We start from the raw sequence: 20,040 nt of genomic DNA on the forward strand, positions 1-20,040 counted from the left end.
TGAACTTTTGACCCTTACTGGAGATCCCTGCATGAGTACTTCCACCAAGGCCGTCAAGACATCCCACGAGGTGCCTATGCAAGTGCCCTCACGCGATATCTGGGATTCCAAGTATCGCCTCAAGGATCGTCATGGACGCCCCGTCGACAAGGACGTGGCAGCGACCTGGGACCGCGTTGCGCGGGCTCTGGCCGCGGTGGAAGGCGAGCGCGCCGAGGAGTGGCTGCCCAAGTTTCGCTGGGCGCTGGAGCACGGCGCCATCCCCGCTGGGCGCATCATGTCCAACGCCGGCGCCGAGGACTACAAGCCGGCGGTGAGCCTGATCAACTGCACCGTCTCGCGCACCATCCGCGACTCCATGCACGACATCCTCTCCTCGGTGGTGGATGCCGGCATGACGCTCAAGGCGGGCTGCGGTATCGGCTACGAATTCTCCACTCTGCGCCACAAGGGGGCCTTCGTGTTCGGTGCCGGCGCCGGCCCCAACGGCCCGCTGGCGTTCATGGATATCTACGACAAGATGTGCTTCACGGTGGCCTCGGCGGGCGGTCGCCGCGGTGCCCAGATGGGCACCTTCGACATCGGCCACCCCGACGTGCGCAGCTTCATCGAAGCCAAGCGCGAAGCCGGCCGGCTGCGCCAGTTCAACCTCTCGCTGCTGATCACCGACGAGTTCATGGAGGCGGTGAAGAACGACACCGATTGGCCGCTGGCCTTCCCGCTGCACGGCGGCGAGAAGGAGGACGTCAAGCCCGAGGACCTGATCTACCGCGACTGGCCGGTGATCGAGGAGGGCTACAGTGTCGACGCCGAGGGCCGCGTCGCCTGTCGTATCGTCGAGGTGATCAAGGCCCGTGAGCTGTGGGACACCATCATGCGTTCCACCTACGACTTCGCCGAGCCGGGTTTCATCCTGATCGACCAGGTCAACCGCATGAACAACAACTGGTTCTGCGAGGAGATCCGCGCCACCAACCCCTGCGGTGAGCAGCCCCTGCCGCCGGAGGGTGCCTGCCTGCTGGGCTCGGTCAACTTGACCCGCTTCGTCATCGACCCCTTCGGCAAGAAGCCGCGCTTCGACTGGGAGCGCTACCGCCAGGTGGTGGCGATCTTCACCCGCATGCTCGACAACGTGGTCGAGATCAGCGGCCTTCCGCTCGAGGGCCAGCGCCGTGAGATCGAAGCCAAGCGCCGCCACGGCATGGGCTTCCTCGGCCTCGGCTCGACCCTGACCATGCTCAAGATCCCCTACGGCTCGCCCGAGTCGCTCGCCTTCACCGAAGAGGTGAGCCGCAACCTGGCCATCGAGGGCTGGAAGCAGGCGCTGGAGCTCTCCCGCGAGAAGGGCATGGCGCCGATACTGGCTGAAGACTTCGAGATCACGCCGAAGATGATGCGCGAGCGCCCGGAGCTGGCGAAGGATGGCTACGAGATCGGTGACAAGGTGCCCGGGCGTATCCTGCACGCGCGCTACAGCCGCTACATGCAGAAGGTCGCCGAGGTGGAACCGGAACTGGTCGCGGCACTGGCCGAGCACGGCGCGCGTTTCACCCACCACAGCTCGATCGCGCCGACCGGCACCATCTCGTTGTCGCTGGGCAACAACGCCTCCAACGGCATCGAACCGTCGTTCTCGCACCGCTACTTCCGCAACGTCATCCAGTCGGGCAAGAAGACCAAGGAGCAGGTGGAGGTGGTTTCCTTCGAGCTTGCTGCCTACCGCCACTTCATCGCCAGCGACGCGGTGGAGAGCGACCTGCCCGATTATTTCATCACCGCCGATTCGGTGACCCCGACGCAGCACGTGGCGGTGCAGGCGGCGGCCCAGGCGTGGGTCGACTCGGCCATCTCCAAGACGGTCAACGTGCCCACCGAGTTCCCCTTCGAGCAGTTCAAGGATCTCTACCTGGACGCCTACGAGAGCAAGCTCAAGGGCTGCACCACCTTCCGCTTCAACCCGGAAGCGTTCCAGGGCGTGCTGGTGCGCGAGGACGACCTCAAGAACACCACCTACGTGTTCGAGCTGGAGAACGGCGAGACGCTGGAGCTGGCCGGCGACGAGAAGGTGATCTACGACGGCGAGGAGCACAATGCGGCGAATCTCTACGATGCGCTGAAGGAAGGCACCTATGGCAAATGGTGAGCCTGTGATCCTTCAGCTGCCGGTAGCGAGGGGCGCCGGGGACAGGCCGAAGAGGAGGTCCTTCGCCATGGATGGCGAAGGTAGCGCCCAGGGATGGGTTTACAGCGCCTCCTCGCAGGCCTGTCGACGGATCAGCCCCGAGCCGCTGTATGCCGTTCAACCTTTTTCCGCAGGAGCCCCGTGATGGCCGTCGAAATCAAGTCAAAGATCGTTTCCTACAGCGTCAAGAAGGCGGTGCAAGAGGCGCCGCTGGCCGACGAGAACCCGCTCACGGTACGTATCCCCTCGCGTCCGGAAGGCACGCTGGAGGCCGTCTCCGAGAAGATCTCCTACGTCGGTGCCGAGGGTCGCAAGAAGGTCTACCTGCTGGTCTCCTTCATGCCGGTGGAGGGCGTGCTCGACGGCCAGCGGGTGGTGATCGAGCGCCCGGTGGAGTTCTTCTTCCCCTCCGGCCAGCTCTCCAGCGAGCACCAGTGGATTACCGCCACCATGCGCAGCCTGTCGCTGGCCGCCCGCGGCGGCTACGTCACCCAGGCGGTGGCCGACCTGCGCAAGGTGGCCTGGGACAAGGGCCTGGTGCGCTGCGGCATGAACCGCTGGGGCAAGCCCATGTTCCACGACTCCGAGGTGGCGGCCATCGCCTGGTCGATCCAGCAGATCCTCTACCGCCGCGGCTTCCTCGACCAAGATGGCAACCAGGTGCCGGTACAAGACCTGGTCAGCCGCTACGCCCACCGCCTGGCCCACGGTCACCCCTGGCAGCCGCCCACCCCCGAGGAGGAGGTCCGCGCCGAGCAGCAGGCCAAGGCGGCAGTCGCCGAAGAGAAGGGTGACGGCCCCACGGTGGTGGGCCACTGCCCCGAGTGTCGCGGTGAGTTGATCATGATGGATGGCTGTCCTACCTGCTATGCGGGCTGCGGCTGGTCCAAGTGCGGCTAGGCTTGGGCGAACACTGGCTGCGCTCGGCCATACTGCGTTAAAAATCGGCTCAAGGTACTCATTTACAACACGTAAACTCCGTCCTTTCGCCGATTTTTGCCTTGTCTGGCCTTCGCTCGCCGAATTTTCGTCTCAAGCCTGACTCCTGCGCTCGACCCTACCCCAACGAAGCCGGGCTTTGCCTGGCTTCGTTGCTTCTGGGTGTCAGGCGGCGACGATTCTCGGTCCGCCGCTCTCCGGTGAAGGTGCCACGTCGCCGTCGGTGATCACCACATCGAAGTCGTCCAGCTTGGCGAAGTAGGCGGGGCGGACCTGGCCGATCTTGCTTTCGTCGACCACCAGCAGGCGCTGCTCGGCGCTGGCGATGGCGGCCTGCTTGGGGGCGACTTCATGAAAGTGAAAGCAGCTCACGCCGCGTTCCGCGTGCACGCCTGCCGCCGAGATGAAGGCGCGATTGATCCCCAGGCGCTTGATCGCCGTGCTCATGTCGTCGCTGCCGAAGGATTGCGAACTGGCATGATAAAGCCCACCGAGAAGTACCAGGCGCACCTCGGGCAGCAGGCTTACCGCATTGGCTACGTTGAGGGCATAGGTCACTACGGTAAGCCGCTCATAGGCAGCGAGCCGGCCTACCAGGGGCAGCAGGGTGGTACCGCAGTCGATGAACAGGGTATCGCCGTGGGCAATGAAGCCGGCCGCCCGTTCACTGAGCCGGCGCTTGGCCTGGGCGTGGCTATCCTTCTGCTGGTCGAGGTCATAGGCCGGCGCATAATGAGGATTGTTGGCCATCACCAAGCGCCCACCGAGCAACGTCATGGCGCCTGCGCTTGCGGCCACGTCGCGGCGAATGGTCATTTCCGAGACACCGCAGAGATGCGCGGCTTCACGAAGATGGATGGTACCACCGCCGGCGAGCACCTGTTGCAGACGGGCCAGGCGCATGGCGCTGCGGTCTTTCATTCGCTGCTCCCACCTTGTCACTGATTCGAAGAACCTGGCGCGAAGATCACTTTGGCTGGCTCTATGCTGAGCCAGGCGGCAGGGTTTTTCCACTCCCGGGAGCCGGGCGCTATGATAGTCCTGGCAAGGCTCCCTCAAATCCGTTCATGTCGAGTGTACTACGCTCATGATCCGCTCCATTCTGGTGGTTTGTCGCGGTAACGTCTGTCGCAGCCCGGTGGCCGCAGCGATGCTCCAGCAGCGCTTGCCCCACTGTCAGGTGAGTTCGGCAGGATTGACCGCCCTGGTCGGCCAGGGTGTCGAGCCCAGCGCGCGCGCGCTTGCCGAATCCGCAGGGTTCGATGTTTCCGGCCACTCGGCGCGGCAGCTCGATGCCCAGCACCTGGCTGAGGCCGATCTGGTCCTGGTGATGAGCGACGAGCAGCGACGCATGATCTCCGAGCGCTGGCCGCAGGCAATTGGCAAGGTCATGCGCCTGGGTTACTGGCTGGCACAGGGGGAGGGGCTCGACATCCCCGATCCTTACCGCCGTCCTGCGGAGGCGTTCCAACGGGCCCACCAACTCATCGATGAGGCCTGCAATCAGTGGATTCAGCGATTGTCAATCACTGGTAGCCCTCTTCGAGGCTGATATTCAACTCTTTGTCGTCTTTTCGTAACAGGAGATTTTTCTCCTGCGAAGGGTACGCCTGTCTAATTTTCACATCTGATTTTTCTCATGCGTCCAGCGCAGTTTCTGCTGCTTCTCCTGAGCCTTTTTTTGCCACCGATTTTCAGCACGAGGCTGAGGTAAAAACCATCTGGTGGCATCGAAACGCCAATGTAACCTGAATGTATCTTTTGCTTCATCAAAGCGTCATGGTGGCTTTTTCGTAAATGTCACCAAATGTAAATTACAGGTCGCTGTCGATGAGGCTGGGAAAAGAAGAAAAAACAGGTCTTCGGATGACTGCCAGTGAAATCCGGGGCGGTAGCGTGTCTATGGGGTCCCGCGGGGGATGGAACAATGACAACGTGTACAGAAGACAGAAACAGCGCTTGGGTACTCGCAGAGTCGGACGGCCAATCGCTGGTGACAGGGGCAGCGAGGTTCACCGGGGCGTTGGCTGTGTTGCTCGTGCTGCTGCTAGCGGCCGGGTGCGCATACTCTCCTGGCGGCCATATCAACGAGAACCGGCTGGAGGAGTCGCTTGACTCCCGCGTCGACATAGAGCCGATAACGCCTGAGCTGGTCATGGGAATGCGTATGGTCGAGCCCGCCTCGCGCCCGCTGCCTCCCGAGCTTCAGCGCGACCTCCAGCTTTACGAGTATCGCATCGGTCCCGGCGACGTGCTCAGTGTCATTGTCTACGACCATCCGGAACTGACCATACCCGCTGGCAGTGAGCGTGCGGCATCCGAGACCGGGAATCGGGTGCGGCCCGACGGCACCATGTTCTACCCCTACGTGGGGCGCGTGCAGGTGGCGGGCATGACGCTCGAGGAGTTGCGCGGCATGCTCAGTCGGCGGCTCTCGAATGTGATCACCGAGCCGCAGGTGGAAGTCGGAATTGCCGCGTTCCGCTCGCAGAAGGTCTATGTCAGCGGAGCGGTGGAACGTCCTGGAGCGCAGCCGCTGACCATCGTGCCGCTGACTCTCCTCGACGCTATCAGCGAAGCCGGCGGCGCTCGACCCAATGCCGATTGGCACAACGTTGTACTCACTCGCGATGGACGCGAAGAGAGCATCTCCCTGTATGCCATGCTGCGCCAAGGGGATCTGACCCAGAACCGCTTGCTGCGTGACGGTGACCTCGTTCACGTGCCCACTTCCGAGAACCAGAACGTGGTCGTGCTCGGCCAGGTGTTGAGGCCCGGCGCCATTGCCCTGGGCAACGAGCGCCTGTCGCTGACCGATGCCCTGGCCCGCGCCGGTGGTGTCAACGAGAGCCGTGCACAGCCCTCCGGTATCTTCGTGGTGCGCGGAAACCCGCCGGAAAGCGAGAAGTTGGCCACGGTTTATCAACTGGATATCAGCGATGCGACTCGCTTGATGCTGGGCACCCGCTTTCCGCTGAATCCCCAGGATGTCATCTACGTCACATCCGCACCGCTGGCACGCTGGAACAACGTCATCTCGCTACTTCTACCTTCGGTAACGCTCCCTGGGGATTTGGCCAGATCCATAAACAACACGGGTGATTTGTAAGCCAAAGGCTTGACTGATCACGCGATGAGAGGGAACCGCTCATGACGATTTTTCCCAACCCTCCCACGGCTCCCCAGGCGCCTGCCGAGGGCGGCGATATCAGTCTGAGGAAACTGTTGGATGCATTGATCGACAGAAAATTTCTCATTCTGACCGTTATTGTCGTGTTCATGTTGGCAGGGTATTTCCATGCCAGCTCTCAGCCTCGTATCTATCAGTCCGATGCCTTGATCCAGGTCGAGAACCGCGGCGCGATGCTGGGCCTGCTCGAATCCCTGGCAGGAGGAGAGCAGTTTGGAAATCCAACGGCGGCTGAGCTTGAAATCCTGCAGTCGCGCATGGTTATGGGAGAAACCGTCGATCGGCTCGACTTGACGGTTCGCATCGAGCCTCGCCGGATGCCTTGGGTAGGCGATTTCCTGGTCAACCATGGCTTCCGGCGCGGCTGGTTCGAGAGCCTGACACCTGGGTTCCTGCGTCAACGGTTGCAAGATGGCGAGGAGTCGCTGGGCACACCCTATGTCTGGGCGGGAGAGTCCTTGCGTATCTCGCGTTTCGAGCTGCCGGCAGAGCGGGAGGGGCTTCAGCACACCCTGAGAGTCACGGGTGAAGACACTTACGAACTGCTGCTGGATGGCACGACATTGCTTCTCGGCCGTGCCGGCGAGACCGTGATGAACGAACAGGGCTATCGCCTCTTCGTCAGCCAGCTGAGCGCCCATCCGGGCGCCGAGTTCGAGGTCCGGCGCGTTTCCAGGCTGAGCGCGATCAGCCAGCTCCAGCAGCGCTTCATGATCATGCCGCGCGGCAAGGATTCGGGTGTCTACCAGGTGTTCCTGAGCGGGACCGACCGCAGCCTGACCCAGCAGACGCTGGACACCATCACGGGGGTTTTCCTGACCCAGAACGTACAGCGTCAGTCTGAGGAGGCCGAGAAGCAGCTTGCCTTTCTGGACGAACAGATCCCCCAGGTCAACGTACAGCTGACCGAGGCGGAAAATGAGCTCAACGCCTACCGTTCCCAGCGCGACTCCGTGGATCTCAGCTTCGAAACCCAGAATCTGCTCAGCCGGCTGGTGGCGGTCGAAAACCAGTTGACCGAGCTTGCCTTGGCCGAAGCGAATCTGGCCGAGCGTTTCCGGCCGACCCACCCCAACTACCAGGCGCTGCTGCGGCAACGCTCGCAGCTGCAGGCCGAACGTGAGCGGCTCGACGCCTTGATCGGCGATCTCCCCGAGACCCAGCAGGAGGTGCTGCGCTTGACCCGGGACACCCAGGTCAACCAGCAGGTCTATGTACAGCTGCTCAATCAGCGCCAGGAGATGCGCCTGCTGAAGGCCGGTACGGTAGGTAACGTACGGATTCTCGACAATGCCGAAATGCAGCCGGGTACCATTTCACCGCGCGTCTCGCTTACCACCCTGGTCAGCGGTCTGGTCGGTGCCTTGCTGGCAGCGCTGGGTGTCATCCTGCGCTTGTTGCTGAGCCAGGCGATCAAGAGCCCCGACCAGCTCGAGGAGGTGGGCTTGCCGGTCTATGCCACGCTGCCCGCTTCCGCCGAGCAGGCCAAGCTCACGCGGCGCATCCGGCCGGCCGGATCGAAGCTGCAACAGGATGTCTTCCGCGGCCTGCTGGCAGTTGCCGACCCCACCGAGTTGGCGGTCGAGGCACTGCGCAGCCTGCGTACCAGCCTCTACTTCGCCATGTTGGAAGCAGGCAACAATCGCTTGATGATCGCGGGCGCAGGGCCGGGAGCGGGCAAGAGCTTCGTGGCGGCCAACCTGGCCGCGGTGTGCGCACAGGCCGGTCAAAAGGTGCTGCTGATCGATGCCGACATGCGCCGCGGTCGTTTGCACCACGCCTTCCATGACAAGGGAGTGCCAGGACTGTCGGAGCTGCTGGCCCAGCGTATCGATCGTAGCGAGGCGATCCGTGCCACCGAAGTGGAGGGGCTGGATTACGTAGCCCGGGGCACGGTGCCGCCCAACCCGTCCGAGCTGTTGATGCAGCGCAGCTTCCACGACTTTCTCCAGGCCATGAGCGGGATCTATGACCTGGTGGTGATCGACACGCCGCCGGTACTGGCGGTCACCGATGCCGCTGTCGTCGGCAAGCTGGCCGGCACCAGCCTGCTGGTGGTGCGCTTCGGCATCAACCCACCCGCCGAGATCAAGGCGGCCAAGCGCAGGCTGGAAAGTGCGGGGGTACGGCTCAAGGGCGCGATCCTCAACGGTTTGGAGAAGCCGACCAGCAATCGCTACGGTCATTACGGCAACTATATTTATGCCTACCGGTGACCGGAGATGGTGACTCAACTACGCGAACTCTATTCGCTGCTGACCCCGGGCCAGCGTCGACGCCTGCTGCGGCTGCAGGGTTTGATCGTCATCATGGCTTTCGCCGAGATCGCCAGCGTCATTGCCATCGGCCCTTTCATGTCGGTAGTGGGAGATATGAGCCGATTGCAGGGCGAGGGCTGGCTGGCCCAGGCCTATCAGTGGAGCGGCCTGGAAAGCCCCGAGCGCTTCCTTACCTTGCTGGGAGCCAGCGTACTCCTGGTGCTGTTGGTGGCAGCGCTGTTCTCCATGTACACCACCTGGCGGCTGTCGCTCTACGGTGCCCGAGTGGGCGCCGAGCTCTCCAGCCGGCTTTATCGCTACTACCTTCACCAGCCCTGGCTGTTCCATGCCGGCGGCAGCAGCAGCCGGCTGATCAATCGCGCCTCCCAGGAGGTCCAGCGAGTTACCACTAAAATCATCAACCCGTTCATGCAGCTCAATGCCAAGCTGGTGATGGTGACGTGCATGACGCTTACCATCTTTATCTACAACCCGGTGGTGGCTGCCAGCGGCATCGTGATATTCATTGTCACCTACCTGCTGCTGTACAAGACGGTGCGGCGCTTCCTCATCTCCAATGGCCGCCGCGTGTCGCGCTCCCAGGCCAAGCGCTTCAAGCTGATGACGGAAGGCTTCGGTGGTATCAAGGACCTGTTGCTGCTGCGTCGCCAGGCGACTTTTACGCGTCAGTTCGACAAGGCCAGCCAGCAGGTGGCACGCGGCCAGGGAGTGACTCAGGGACTCAGTGAGGCGCCCCGCTACGCCATCGAGATGGTCGCCTTCGGTTCGGTGATCCTGCTGGTGCTCTATCTGTTGAATGCCCATCAGGGCAATCTGGGCACGATCCTGCCGGCCCTGTCGATCTATGCGCTGGCTGGCTTCAAGATGCTGCCCGCCTACCAGAAGATCTACTCCTCCATCTCCAATATCCGCGGCAACATGGCGGCCTACGAGACGATTCGTGACGACCTGGTTGCAAGCCATGCCCATGCCGAGGCCGAAGCCGCTGGAACGGGCAGTACGGTGCCGCCGCTGGTGCCGACAACCAGCATCCGGCTCGACGACGTGCATTTCCACTATCCGGGCAAGCGCGTGGCAGCGCTCAACGGCCTTAGCCTGACCATTCCCGTTGGCTCCCGGGTGGGGCTGGTCGGCGAGTCCGGTTCGGGCAAGTCCACCGCCGTCGACCTGCTGCTGGGACTGATCGAGCCACAGCAGGGGCGCATCCTGGTAGATGGAAAGCCATTGACCGAGATTACCCTGCTGCGCTGGCAGGCCAGTATCGGGTTCGTACCTCAGCACATCTTCCTGGCCGATGCCACCATCCTCGAAAATGTGGCCTTTGGTGTGCCGCGTGATGAGATCGACGTGGGCCGGGCCGAAGAGGCCGTGCGCATGGCTCAGCTCGATGAGCTTCTCGCCTCCCTGCCGGAGGGGCTCGAGACCCATGTCGGGGAGCGCGGTGTGCAGCTCTCGGGCGGGCAGCGCCAGCGCATCGGCATTGCCCGGGCGCTCTACCGCAACGCGAGCGTGCTGGTGCTCGATGAGGCGACCAGTGCGCTCGATGGCATTACCGAGCAGCGGGTAATGGCCGACATCGATGCCATCGCCGGCGGCAAGACGCTGGTAATGATCGCCCACCGCCTGACCACCGTGAAGAACTGCGACGTGATCCACATGCTCGATCAGGGTCGTGTCGTCGACAGCGGCACCTATGACGAACTGGTCGCGCGCAACGTCACGTTCCGCATGATGGCCAACCTCTAGAGCGCATAGCCATGCACCTGATCGCTACCACGCTGCTGTTCTTCGGATTGAGCCTGGCGAGCCTGTATGTCTTTCCCAGCGGCCAGCCTCAACCTGCCGACTTCCTGCTGCTTGGCTTCGCCCTGCTGATGACGCTGCTGGCCCTCGGCGACAAGCGCCTTGCGGCCTCCTCCTTCGCCCTGTGCTGGGCCCTGATGGTGTTATGGGTGCTGTTGGTCTGCCTGGGCTGGGCGCTGGTCATGGAGAGCACCGCCTTCTTCATCTACCCCGCTTTCTACTTCTTCAACTTCCTGGTGGGGATGGCGCTGCTGCGTTTTCTCAGCGTATCCGGAGAAATGGGACGCAGTCTGATCCGCAACGCGCTCTCCATCGCCCTGCTGGTGGCGGCAAGCCAGGTACTGCTGCAGCTGGGGGGGGGGGCGAACCGCACCACGGGCAGTTTCAACAACCCCAACCAGCTCGCCTACTTCTCGCTGTGCGGCATCGTCGTCCTCATGCTGCTCGACGACTTCCGCCCGCCGTTGCGGCCACTGATGCTGGCCGGCCTGGTGGCAGCGGTGGTCAGCATCCTGGCGGCCTCTTCGCTCGGCGCCATGGGCGGCGCGGTGCTGGTCGGGAGCGGCTGGGTCGTGGCCAACATGGACCGGCTGCGCCGCTTCGCTAGGCTGCTGCTGGTGGCGCCGCTGATCCTGGTGGTGGTGCTGATGGTAAACCTGAGCTCGGATGGCCAGGTGCGCAGCAACCTGCAGTCGCGCATGGATCGCGCCCCGGACAAGGTGGAGAACGCCTACGAGGAGCGCAAGTACGATCGGCTGGCCAACTTCCCCGAGTACGCCATCCTGGGGGCAGCCGAGGGCGAGCGTCGCCGTTTCGTTCCCTACCACAGCAGCGAGATCCACTCCTCCTACGCCAATATGCTGTTCGCCTATGGCATCCCGGGGTTCGGACTGTTCCTGGCAGTGATCTTCCTCGCGCTGCGCAGGGCGCCGCCCTACGTCTGGCTGGGAGTGGCGGGGCCGCTGATCTATTCGCTTACCCACAATGGGCTTCGCTCGACCCTGTTCTGGATGATGTTGGCGGTTTGCTGGCATCTCTATGGGCAGGGCTGGATAAGGCTCAAGGATGTTGTCGTAGATGTCCCGGGAAAGCCGGAGCTCGAACGCTGGTGACTGGGAGGAAGCCATGGGCAATTCGCACTACAGGCCGAGCAGGCGGCTTTACCGTCAACTGGCCGGTGTCGCGGTGACACTTGGCGCTGTCTATGCGCTGATGTGGCTCGGCTCACCACCCATGCCGGCTGCGACGCAACCCTTGGCTGTCATCAGCGCTCAGGGCGAGACCGTGCCGGTGGAGAGCAGCGGCGATGCCGCCGACGATCCTGCCATCTGGTACAACGGCGAAGCGCCGGGGCAGAGCCGAGTGCTGGGTACCGACAAGAAGCGTGGCCTGGAGGTGTACGACCTGGAGGGGCAGCGATTGCAGTCGCTGCCGGTGGGCCGGCTCAACAATGTCGACCTGCGCCAGGACGTGTACCTCGACGGGCGGAGCATGGACATTGCCGTGGCGACCCACCGCGATAGCGAGAGCCTGGCAGTGTTCGAGATCGACCCGGTCGGTGAGGTGAGCCTGGTCGGCCTGGTGCCTACCGGCCTGGAGGGGATCTACGGTACCTGCCTCTATCGCCACGGCGATGAACTGCACGTCTTCACCAATGCCAAGGATGGCAGCTATCTCCAGCATCGCCTGGGAATGACCCAGGGCGAGCCCCATGTCGAGCTGCTGCGATCCTTCCGGCTGGACTCCCAGCCCGAGGGTTGCGTGGCGGACGATGCCCGTTCCCTGCTGTTCGTCGGCGAGGAGGCTTTTGGCGTCTGGGTCATGCAGGCGGATCCGGAGGCGGGAACCAGCCGTGAAGTCGTCATCGAGGCGAAAGAGCCGCTGGAGCCCGATATCGAAGGGTTGGCACTTTATGGCGACCAGTACTTGATCGTTTCCAGCCAGGGTAACCATCGCTTCGCCGTGCTCGATGCCGCCCCTCCCTATCGCCTACGGGGTGTCTTCCGCATCGACGAGGACCAGGAAAGGGGGATCGGCAGCGTACGCGAGACCGATGGGCTCGAGGTCAGTTCGCACAACTTCGGAGAGCGCTTCGCCACGGGTCTGGTCGTGGTGCAGAGCGGCAGGAATGCATCGCAGAACCAGAACTTCAAATATCTCGATTGGGCGCAGGTCGCGTCGGCCCTGGAGCTTCCCGGTCGGCCATGACCGGGAAACCATTCAGAGGGAAGAGAGCCATGCACATCTCCTTGCAGCCTTTGCTGGTATTACCACGCTGCGTCAAACGACGCGTGCTGGTGGCGATCGACGGACTGATCGTCGTCACCGGTTTGCTGTTGGCCGCTGTGCTTCACCGGGAAAGCCTGGTGCCATTGATCGATCTGGAACTGTGGTCGACCAGCCTGATCGTCGCCGTGACCAGTATCGTGCTGTTCCATTGGCTGGGCTTGTATCGGGTGGTGATCCGCTACATGAATCACACCACCGTATTGATCGCCGCATTGGCGGTGGTGGCGTCGGCCTTGGTCGTACTGCTGGTCACGCGGTTGAAGGGGCCCGAACTGGTGCTGCCCATCGTCATCACCTATGCCTTGCTGGTGCTGTTGGGTGTGGGCGGTGTGCGGTTCGTGCTGCGTGAGCTTTATCTCCATAGCCAGCGCTGCAAGCGGCGGCCGGTAGTGATCTACGGTGCCGGTGCGGCCGGGAGCGAGCTAGTGGCGGCCCTGCGTCATGGCAGCGAGTACGAGCCGGTCGCCTTCGTCGACGACTGGCGCGGCCTGAACGGCACCCTGGTCGAAGGGCTGCGAGTACATCAGCCGGTTGCCTTGGCGGCATTGATCGCAGAGTACAAGGCCGACATGGTGCTGCTCGCCATTCCCAGTGCGCCGCGTTGCCGGCGCCGAGAGATCCTGCAGCGACTTTCCGCACTGTCCGTACCCGTCAAGACCATCCCCGGCAGCGCTGACGTCATCTCCGGTCGGGCAAGCATTTCGGAAGTGCGTGACGTGGCGCTGGAAGACCTGCTGGGCAGGGAGCCGGTGCCGCCCTTCTCCGACCTGATGGATGCCGAGATCCGGGGCAAGACGGTCATGGTGACCGGCGCGGGCGGGTCGATCGGCAGCGAACTTTGCCGCCAGATCCTGACCCAGCAGCCAGCGCGACTGCTGCTGCTCGACAAATGCGAGTTTGCTCTCTTTGCCATCGAGCAGGAGTTGCTGCGACATCCCGCCGTGGCAGCGGGCATCGAACTCAAGCCGCTGTTGGCTTCGGTCCAGAGCCACGATGCCCTGACCACGATCTTCGACACCTTCGCCGTGCATACCGTCTACCATGCTGCGGCCTACAAGCATGTGCCGATGGTGGAGTACAACCTGGTCGAAGGCCTGCGCAACAACGTCTTCGGCACGCTCGAGCTGGCCCAGGCAGCGATGCAGGGAGGGGTGGCCACTTTCGTCATGGTGTCCACCGACAAGGCCGTGCGGCCGACCAATGTCATGGGGGCCTCCAAGCGCCTGGCCGAGCTGATTTGCCAGGCGTTCTCTCGCGCCGGCAGCCAGACCCGCTTCTGCATGGTTCGCTTCGGCAACGTGCTGGGTTCGAGCGGTTCGGTGGTGCCGCGCTTTCGCCAACAGATCGAGCAGGGTGGGCCGGTCGAGGTCACCCATCCCGATATCACTCGCTATTTCATGACCATTCCCGAGGCGGCGCAGCTGGTCATCCAGGCCGGAGCCATGGGCAGCGGTGGGGAGGTGTTCGTGCTCGACATGGGCGAGCCGGTGCGCATTCGTGACCTCGCGGTGAACATGATTCGACTCTCCGGCCTCACGGTGAAGGACGAACGGCGCCCTGGCGGCGATATCGAGATCATCTACACCGGCTTGCGACCGGGTGAGAAGCTCTTCGAGGAGTTGTTGATCGGCGGGGCGGCGGCACGGACCTGCCACGACCGGATCCTGACCAGCTCCGAGCGCTACTGGGAATGGCCAATGCTCGAAGCCTTCCTGCACCGGCTCGAGCGGGCTCTGGCCAGCGCCGACCACTCGAGCGTACGGCAACTGTTGCAGGCGGCCCCACTGGACTATCGGCCGACCGATGGATTGGCGGACCTGATCTGGAGAGAGCGTCAGGCTCGGCTGTTGACGACAGCCCCGTACCCCGCTCAGCCGAGTCGAATTCCAGGTGCCCGCCAGGTGCCTAGGCTGAGCCCGTTGACCAAGGGGGGGTGAAATGCGAATCGAACCACTGCTGCTTAAACTCTGGTTCATCCGCAAGGTGGAAGCCATGGGGTTCCATCTGCAGTCGATGAAACGCTTTGCGCCCATCGATGCGCGCAACCACGAGGGAAATCCGCTGCTGCTCAGCTATCGTCACCCGGGGCGTCGCCTGCTACTTGACGCTCCCGTGGAGTGGGGCTTTGGCTTTCTCAACTTTCCTTTCGACCGGCCGCGTCCGCTCGCCACCGTGATGCAGCAGGCCCTGGCCAGCCCCGGCCATGAACGGGCGCTGATCCGTAAGGCGCTGAAGAATTTCTACCGCGATTGGCAACCCCGTTCGGCGGCCGAGTTCCTCGGTCTCGACGAGAGTGAGGCCGGTGGCCTGGCGGAATTGCCTGCGTGGCTCACCCCCTGGCCCTGGGATCCGCTCGGCTTGGAGCAGAAGCGTGTCCAGCGGCGGCGCGCCGAGGGGCGCGAAAATGCGCGCGTACTCGGCAAGCCGCTCGGCGTCGAAGCCGGCTGGAAGTTCTGCGGGCCGGTGAGCGAGCTCAAGCTGCATGTCGAGGTCGAGCGCCTGGCGCGGGTGCTGGAATCGGTGCGTGTCAACGGCGTTCGCCGCCACGACGGCACCGATGGCGACATTCGCGCCCTCGTGCTTAGCCATCCCGACGGTCGTTGGCGCTGGCAGGTGCTGGTAGGTCAGCATCGCTACGCCGTGATCAGTGCTTTAGGTAACGCTCGTGTACCCATCCGGGTCGAGCACTTCGTGCGCAGGCAGGACGTCATGCTCTGGCCGGGAGTCTCTTCCGGCCTGTTCAAGCCGTCGGCCGCGCTCAAGGTTTTCGACGACTGCTTCATCGAGAGAACGGCGCCTCCCGCCCTGATGACAGGGTCTGACGAGCGTCGCTACCAAGAGGGTCCCCGTGATGAGATGGGCGAAAATGTGGAGCAAGTTATTCCGGAAGTTAGGGGGCAAGCGTCGCGATCATCGACAGCTCTATGTGGCCGGGTCAGTGGGTTTCGAGACGTTGGCCGCCACCTTGGTGGAGCGTGACATCGATCACACCTTCCTGCACTGGCCAGGGGCCGAGGTGGCCTGGCCCAGCGGTGAGGATATCGTGCTGCTGGTGGCCGACGACGGGCTGCCGAAGATAGCGGGGTTGCTGCGCTCCAGGGCACGCCCTGGCGATCTTCGCTGTACCCTCTACAGTGTCGGAGGGTTGCGGGGCAGCGACCGCAACGGGGTGGCCTATCTGCCGGTTCGCCGCTCACGCGAGCTGCTGGACGCGGTGCGCGCGCAGCCGGCACCCCGGCTTGCCAGCGATGCCCAGCGGCTGATGGTGATAAGCGCCGAGGCGGTTTACCACCTCGGCCCGGCCAGCGGCCTGGCCAGCGATACCGCTGTTGGCGAAGACAGCGCGACCTCGCCGTATGTTCAGGTCATCGAGGCGTTGAATGCTCGCTGTGGCCTGTGGCCGCTATCGCAGCGCTTCGGCCTCGAGGAGTTGGACGACCGGCTTGCCGCGGCGGGCTGGTCGCCTTTCTCGGACACCATGCTCAAGCTGTCCGGCGTCAATCCCTGGCTCAAGTCACGGCTGCAGGATTCCGTTCATGACAGTGTGCCGGGCCTGGCAGTCTTTCTGATTCGGGAGCGTGGGCTGGCACACCTCGACGCCTTGCGGGGCACGCTCACCCGCCATGGCTTCGATGTGCTTTGCGACATGCCGATCGAAGGGGCTCATCGCGACGAGGTGGCCGATCAGATCCGCGGCGGCAACTGGGGGCGTGGTCCGTTTCCTTGCAGCGGCGGCTTGCCCTCCCGCTTGCTCGTGGCACATGACGTCTACCCCGACCGCTCGCCCTCGAAGGCTTCGGGCGCTTCCGAAATGGTGGACAACGCCCGTGTGTTCGCGGTGAAGGAACAGATGCGCCGGCAGGTCAACCGTGGCGTCCCCGCCTCGCAGCATTGCAATCCCGTCCACTCTTCCGACAACGCCATGCAGGCGGCGGAGTATCTCGGTGTGGTGGCGCCCGAGCGAATGGAGGAGGTACTGGCCAGCGCCCGGCAGCGCAACGAGGCCTTCGTCACGCCCTTTCCTGTCCTGGCCGACCTGAGCAAGCATGCGCGTCGGGCCAAGGTGGAGCTGATCGACTTCCATGGCCGCCAGGCGATCTGCAAGACCTTCCGGCCGGGCCGGGAGCGCTTTCTGGAACGTGAAGTCAAGGCGCGGGAGCTGGGCAGCTCATTGCCGGAGGTGTCGCAGATCCTGGCGGTAGGCCCCTCGTACCTGGTGTTCGAGTGGTATGAGAACAGCCTGCCGAGCATTCTTTCGCCAAAGCCGCTGTTCTACCCTCATGGGCTGCTGCCGATATGGGCCATCGAACGTCTGCGCTCGCTCATCCTGCACTACCGGCGTCTCGGATACGAATGTATCGATTTCAATCCGCACAATGTCATCTATGACCCGTGCAAGGGGCTCAAGGTCATCGATTTCGAATACCTGCAGCCCGGGCAGGAACGGAATTCGTTGAAGGGCAACTACGCCTGGTACCCGGTACCGGACACCTTTCCCGGTGACATTCCCCCCACCACCCAGTACCGCCCTTATCTTCGGCGCTGGCTGCCTTATACCGGCCTGCCGCGCTTCATGTGCCTGTATTCCTTTCCACGCCCGCTGCTGATTCTCGTGCGCCACGTCACGCTGATCGGCATGACATTGGCAGGCGCGAAGCGTCTGGGACGGCGCCGTTTACGGCGCTTCTTGAAGGGGCGCGCGTCCGGTGCCGGAGCGCTGCGATAGACGGGGGGCGGTATGTTGCTCAAGAGACTCAAGCGATATGCCAGGCAGCGATATGCGAGCCTGTTGCATCAGCCAGTGACGCACAGGCGATATATCGATGGCCGCAGGGGCGTGGCGGGGTTCCTCGAGACCTTGCAGGAGAGGGAGATCGACTATGTCGTGCTGCGCTGGTTCGAGACCTTGCCCCACGTCGAGCCGGACGAAGATGTCGACATTCTCGTCGCCGACGAGGATGCCGAGAAGCTCGCAGCCTGTGTGAGCGTCAATCGCAGGAGCAAGGACATTCCTTGCGACATCTATAGCGTCAGCGGTCTTCCCGGAACCGACCATCATCAAGGCAGCTACTATCCGGCAGCCAAGGCGCGGCAAATGCTGGACAACGCCGTTCGGGTCAATGGGCTCGTCCGTGTACCGGCAGCCGATGAACATTTCCTGTCGCTGAGCTACCACGCCGTTTACCACAAGGGGTACCTGTCCGGCATCCCGTCCGAACACAGTGAGCGGAATGCCAAGGTCGTGGTGCCGAAGGATCACGATTACCGCGGTATTCTCGAGGCGCTTCAGGGCCAATCGAGCCACGCTTCCTTGGCGTTGAGCATGACACTCGAGTGTCTCGATGAATTCCTGAATGGGCTTGGCTGGAGGCCCGACCCGGACACCTTGAAGCGACTGTCGAAACGCAATCAGTGGATCGGCGATAACTTCTTTGGCTGATCGTATTCCATAGGGATGCAGTTGAGGGGAGCACTGCCATGAAAGCAACATATGCAGGCCTGAGCTTACCCACGCTCCCGATGACACGGCGTTCAGCTCTTGAAGCCCTGGCGCTGGCCGAGACTACCTGGAGGCTGGCCATCAGACCAAACAAGTCGAGGACCCGGGCAAAAGGTTTTCCGTTCGCCGTGGAGGAGGCCGGCTATCGCGAGAGCATTCGGCTCACCCCGCGCGCCAGGGCCAATCTGGAAACGCTGACCCAAATCATCATGCCGGGACGAGCATCCACGCTCGAACTGCTGGTTTACCGAATGCCGCGGTGGAGCGACTGCAGCGAGGCGGCGGACAAGCACGGTGAATGGTTGATCCTGGCCGGTGAGGAAGCGATCCGGATGGCGCGCTGGCTGCTCGACGACAGCGCCAATCATTTCCTGCGCTTTGCTCGCCTGGGGCGCTTCTCCGTCACCTCGGCCAGGCTCTCCTACTTCCGCTCGTTCATGGCCAACAATCGCTACCACCATGACGAAGTCCTGCTTGATACGAGCCTGGTACTCGAACTCTACGGACTGCGCAAGGCCGAGAACATCGACTATCTGTCACTCGCCGCCGAACGGGTGCAGCGGCCGCGAATAAAGCGCAATGACAGAGACCGCAGGTATCACGGGCGCACGCTGCGAGAAATGCTCGAAGACCCCTCCTGCCATTTTCACCTGGGTGAGCTGCGCTGCGTCTCGTTCAGTCAGGTCGTCCATTTCAAGCGCTCCCGTGGAACCTTCGAGGACCGCCGGGACCTGGGCATGATGCAGGCGCTGATAGCGGGCAATCGCCCGGCATTGTTCTGGCATCGAAGCCTCTATGAACTCGACCTCGGGCGCCGTCTCGCTTCACGTTGGATGCAGCGCCTGATATGGCTGTGGTTCGGTGAGCAGGCGGTAGAGTTCTATCACCGCTGGCGTCGCCGTCGGAGCCACTGAAATGCCATTCTTCTCGGTCGTGATACCTGTCTATAACAAGGTAGCGACGCTGGCAGCCTCGCTCTCCAGCCTCTTCCAGCAGACGTTTCGGGACTTCGAAGTCATCGCCGTGGACGACGGTTCCACCGACGGCTCCTACGAACTTCTCGAACAGCATGCCAGGAAAGGACGGCTGCGTCTCTTGCAGCGTGACGAGCCCGGTCCGGGTGGCCAGGCGGCGCGTAATCTCGGGGCCGAAGAAGCCAAGGCATCCTGGCTGGTCTTTTTCGATGCCGAGGATATCCTGCTCTTCGATCACCTGTCCCGCTTTGCCGAGGCTATCGCCAGGCACCCCGATATTGAACTGTTCGTCAATGCCTTTCAGAAGATGGAGGGGCATCAACGCCAGCCCAGGACGGAGAGCATTCCCACCGGGGTATTGGCACGCCGTGAGGCGCTGGAGGCGTTCTCCTACTGCGACTTCATCAACATGAATGGCGTCTGCATTCGTCGTGGGCGCTTCCTTGCGCTGGGGGGCTTCCCTGCCGGCCGCTACCGGCATGGAGGCGATGTCTATTTCTGGCTCAAGGCGCTTTGCGCTCTCGAGGCGATCCACTACGACGATACCGTGACCAGCCTTTGGCTGATCGAGAGCAACGGCACTGGGGGAGGCAAGAACGGCCTGGACCGCGTTCACCCCAGTGTCGATCTGCTAGCCGAATTCGCCGGGCGACTGTCGTGGTATGAGTCTCATTACCTCCAGGCGGCGGTCAACCGTAAGGTGCTCTGCTGGGCAGTCAAGAAGAAGCGGTTGGGGAAACCGGTGAGGGCGGACCTGGCCTCGCTGACGCTGGTTGGCATGCGCCCGCGGCAGTGGCTGCAGGTCCTCATGCTGTTGATGCCGCAACCCTGTTTCGAACGCATGCGCGGTTGGTGGAAGTCGTGACCCGGCCAGCCGTGTGATT

Annotated in this window: 15 protein-coding genes; 14 read left to right on the forward strand and 1 reads right to left on the reverse strand. The window is 63.0% G+C overall.

Features of this window, described 5'->3' with window-relative positions; translation table 11 throughout:
- Nucleotides 1-31: 31 nt before the first annotated feature.
- Both SPH52_RS19185 and SPH52_RS19190 read left to right on the forward strand, forming a co-directional pair.
- Nucleotides 32-2,143 (forward strand): adenosylcobalamin-dependent ribonucleoside-diphosphate reductase, encoded by a 2,112-nt coding sequence (locus tag SPH52_RS19185; protein ID WP_411796667.1) that lies wholly within the window; start codon nucleotides 32-34, stop codon nucleotides 2,141-2,143.
- 183 nt (nucleotides 2,144-2,326) lie between these two features.
- Nucleotides 2,327-3,082 (forward strand): ribonucleoside-diphosphate reductase, encoded by a 756-nt coding sequence (locus SPH52_RS19190; RefSeq protein ID WP_411796668.1) that lies wholly within the window; start codon nucleotides 2,327-2,329, stop codon nucleotides 3,080-3,082.
- A gap of 204 nt (nucleotides 3,083-3,286) precedes the next feature.
- On the opposite strand, the gene SPH52_RS19195 is transcribed toward SPH52_RS19190, so the two are convergent.
- A complete protein-coding gene (locus tag SPH52_RS19195) occupies nucleotides 3,287-4,042 on the reverse strand; it encodes a DeoR/GlpR family DNA-binding transcription regulator (protein WP_411796669.1) in 756 nt (251 codons plus the stop codon).
- Between the two features lie 166 nt (nucleotides 4,043-4,208).
- Between SPH52_RS19195 and SPH52_RS19200 the strand changes: the two genes are divergently transcribed.
- The 12 genes from SPH52_RS19200 (at nucleotide 4,209) to SPH52_RS19255 (ending at nucleotide 20,021) form a co-directional block, all read left to right on the forward strand.
- The gene (locus SPH52_RS19200) at nucleotides 4,209-4,673 is read left to right on the forward strand and encodes a low molecular weight protein-tyrosine-phosphatase (RefSeq protein WP_411796670.1); all 465 of its coding nucleotides are present in this window, start codon (nucleotides 4,209-4,211) and stop codon (nucleotides 4,671-4,673) included.
- Nucleotides 4,674-5,048: 375 nt separating this feature from the next.
- The gene (locus SPH52_RS19205) at nucleotides 5,049-6,230 is read left to right on the forward strand and encodes a polysaccharide export protein (RefSeq protein ID WP_411796671.1); all 1,182 of its coding nucleotides are present in this window, start codon (nucleotides 5,049-5,051) and stop codon (nucleotides 6,228-6,230) included.
- Nucleotides 6,231-6,271: 41 nt separating this feature from the next.
- Entirely contained in the window at nucleotides 6,272-8,527 is a 2,256-nt protein-coding gene (locus tag SPH52_RS19210; RefSeq protein WP_411796672.1) for a polysaccharide biosynthesis tyrosine autokinase, read from the forward strand.
- A gap of 6 nt (nucleotides 8,528-8,533) precedes the next feature.
- Nucleotides 8,534-10,336, forward strand: a complete 1,803-nt coding sequence (locus tag SPH52_RS19215; protein WP_411796673.1) for an ABC transporter ATP-binding protein — start codon at nucleotides 8,534-8,536, stop codon at nucleotides 10,334-10,336.
- 11 nt (nucleotides 10,337-10,347) lie between these two features.
- Nucleotides 10,348-11,505, forward strand: coding sequence for a hypothetical protein (locus tag SPH52_RS19220; RefSeq protein ID WP_411796674.1), 1,158 nt, complete (start codon nucleotides 10,348-10,350; stop codon nucleotides 11,503-11,505).
- A 13-nt stretch (nucleotides 11,506-11,518) separates the two neighbouring features.
- Complete coding sequence (locus tag SPH52_RS19225) at nucleotides 11,519-12,601, forward strand: phytase (protein WP_411796675.1); 1,083 nt, start codon at nucleotides 11,519-11,521, stop codon at nucleotides 12,599-12,601.
- A 29-nt stretch (nucleotides 12,602-12,630) separates the two neighbouring features.
- The gene (locus SPH52_RS19230; RefSeq protein WP_411796676.1) at nucleotides 12,631-14,619 is read left to right on the forward strand and encodes a polysaccharide biosynthesis protein; all 1,989 of its coding nucleotides are present in this window, start codon (nucleotides 12,631-12,633) and stop codon (nucleotides 14,617-14,619) included.
- A 1-nt stretch (nucleotide 14,620) separates the two neighbouring features.
- Nucleotides 14,621-15,661, forward strand: a complete 1,041-nt coding sequence (locus SPH52_RS19235) for a hypothetical protein (protein ID WP_411796677.1) — start codon at nucleotides 14,621-14,623, stop codon at nucleotides 15,659-15,661.
- Entirely contained in the window at nucleotides 15,549-17,408 is a 1,860-nt protein-coding gene (locus SPH52_RS19240) for a hypothetical protein (protein ID WP_411796678.1), read from the forward strand. The genes SPH52_RS19235 and SPH52_RS19240 overlap by 113 nt, the downstream gene beginning before the upstream one ends.
- A gap of 75 nt (nucleotides 17,409-17,483) precedes the next feature.
- Nucleotides 17,484-18,122: a hypothetical protein gene (locus SPH52_RS19245; RefSeq protein ID WP_411796679.1), complete on the forward strand. Its 639-nt coding sequence runs from the start codon at nucleotides 17,484-17,486 to the stop codon at nucleotides 18,120-18,122.
- Nucleotides 18,123-18,160: 38 nt separating this feature from the next.
- Complete coding sequence (locus tag SPH52_RS19250) at nucleotides 18,161-19,096, forward strand: hypothetical protein (protein WP_411796680.1); 936 nt, start codon at nucleotides 18,161-18,163, stop codon at nucleotides 19,094-19,096.
- A 1-nt stretch (nucleotide 19,097) separates the two neighbouring features.
- A complete protein-coding gene (locus SPH52_RS19255; protein WP_411796681.1) occupies nucleotides 19,098-20,021 on the forward strand; it encodes a glycosyltransferase family A protein in 924 nt (307 codons plus the stop codon).
- The last annotated feature ends 19 nt before the right edge of the window (nucleotides 20,022-20,040 follow it).

The sequence above is a fragment of the Halomonas sp. A29 genome (assembly GCF_046723295.1).
In the GTDB taxonomy this organism is placed as follows: Bacteria; Pseudomonadota; Gammaproteobacteria; order Pseudomonadales; family Halomonadaceae; genus Halomonas.

Excerpts from the sequence above, each read along its gene's own strand:
- SPH52_RS19185 (WP_411796667.1), top strand. The coding sequence starts at position 32 with ATGAGTACTTCCACCAAGGCCGTCAAGACATCCCACGAGGTGCCTATG.
- SPH52_RS19190 (WP_411796668.1), top strand. The coding sequence starts at position 2,327 with ATGGCCGTCGAAATCAAGTCAAAGATCGTTTCCTACAGCGTCAAGAAG.
- SPH52_RS19250 (WP_411796680.1), top strand. The coding sequence starts at position 18,161 with ATGAAAGCAACATATGCAGGCCTGAGCTTACCCACGCTCCCGATGACA.
- SPH52_RS19205 (WP_411796671.1), top strand. The coding sequence starts at position 5,049 with ATGACAACGTGTACAGAAGACAGAAACAGCGCTTGGGTACTCGCAGAG.
- SPH52_RS19200 (WP_411796670.1), top strand. The coding sequence starts at position 4,209 with ATGATCCGCTCCATTCTGGTGGTTTGTCGCGGTAACGTCTGTCGCAGC.
- SPH52_RS19240 (WP_411796678.1), top strand. The coding sequence starts at position 15,549 with ATGTGGAGCAAGTTATTCCGGAAGTTAGGGGGCAAGCGTCGCGATCAT.
- SPH52_RS19210 (WP_411796672.1), top strand. The coding sequence starts at position 6,272 with ATGACGATTTTTCCCAACCCTCCCACGGCTCCCCAGGCGCCTGCCGAG.
- SPH52_RS19255 (WP_411796681.1), top strand. The coding sequence starts at position 19,098 with ATGCCATTCTTCTCGGTCGTGATACCTGTCTATAACAAGGTAGCGACG.
- SPH52_RS19235 (WP_411796677.1), top strand. The coding sequence starts at position 14,621 with ATGCGAATCGAACCACTGCTGCTTAAACTCTGGTTCATCCGCAAGGTG.
- SPH52_RS19215 (WP_411796673.1), top strand. The coding sequence starts at position 8,534 with ATGGTGACTCAACTACGCGAACTCTATTCGCTGCTGACCCCGGGCCAG.
- SPH52_RS19220 (WP_411796674.1), top strand. The coding sequence starts at position 10,348 with ATGCACCTGATCGCTACCACGCTGCTGTTCTTCGGATTGAGCCTGGCG.
- SPH52_RS19230 (WP_411796676.1), top strand. The coding sequence starts at position 12,631 with ATGCACATCTCCTTGCAGCCTTTGCTGGTATTACCACGCTGCGTCAAA.
- SPH52_RS19225 (WP_411796675.1), top strand. The coding sequence starts at position 11,519 with ATGGGCAATTCGCACTACAGGCCGAGCAGGCGGCTTTACCGTCAACTG.
- SPH52_RS19195 (WP_411796669.1), bottom strand. The coding sequence starts at position 4,042 with ATGAAAGACCGCAGCGCCATGCGCCTGGCCCGTCTGCAACAGGTGCTC.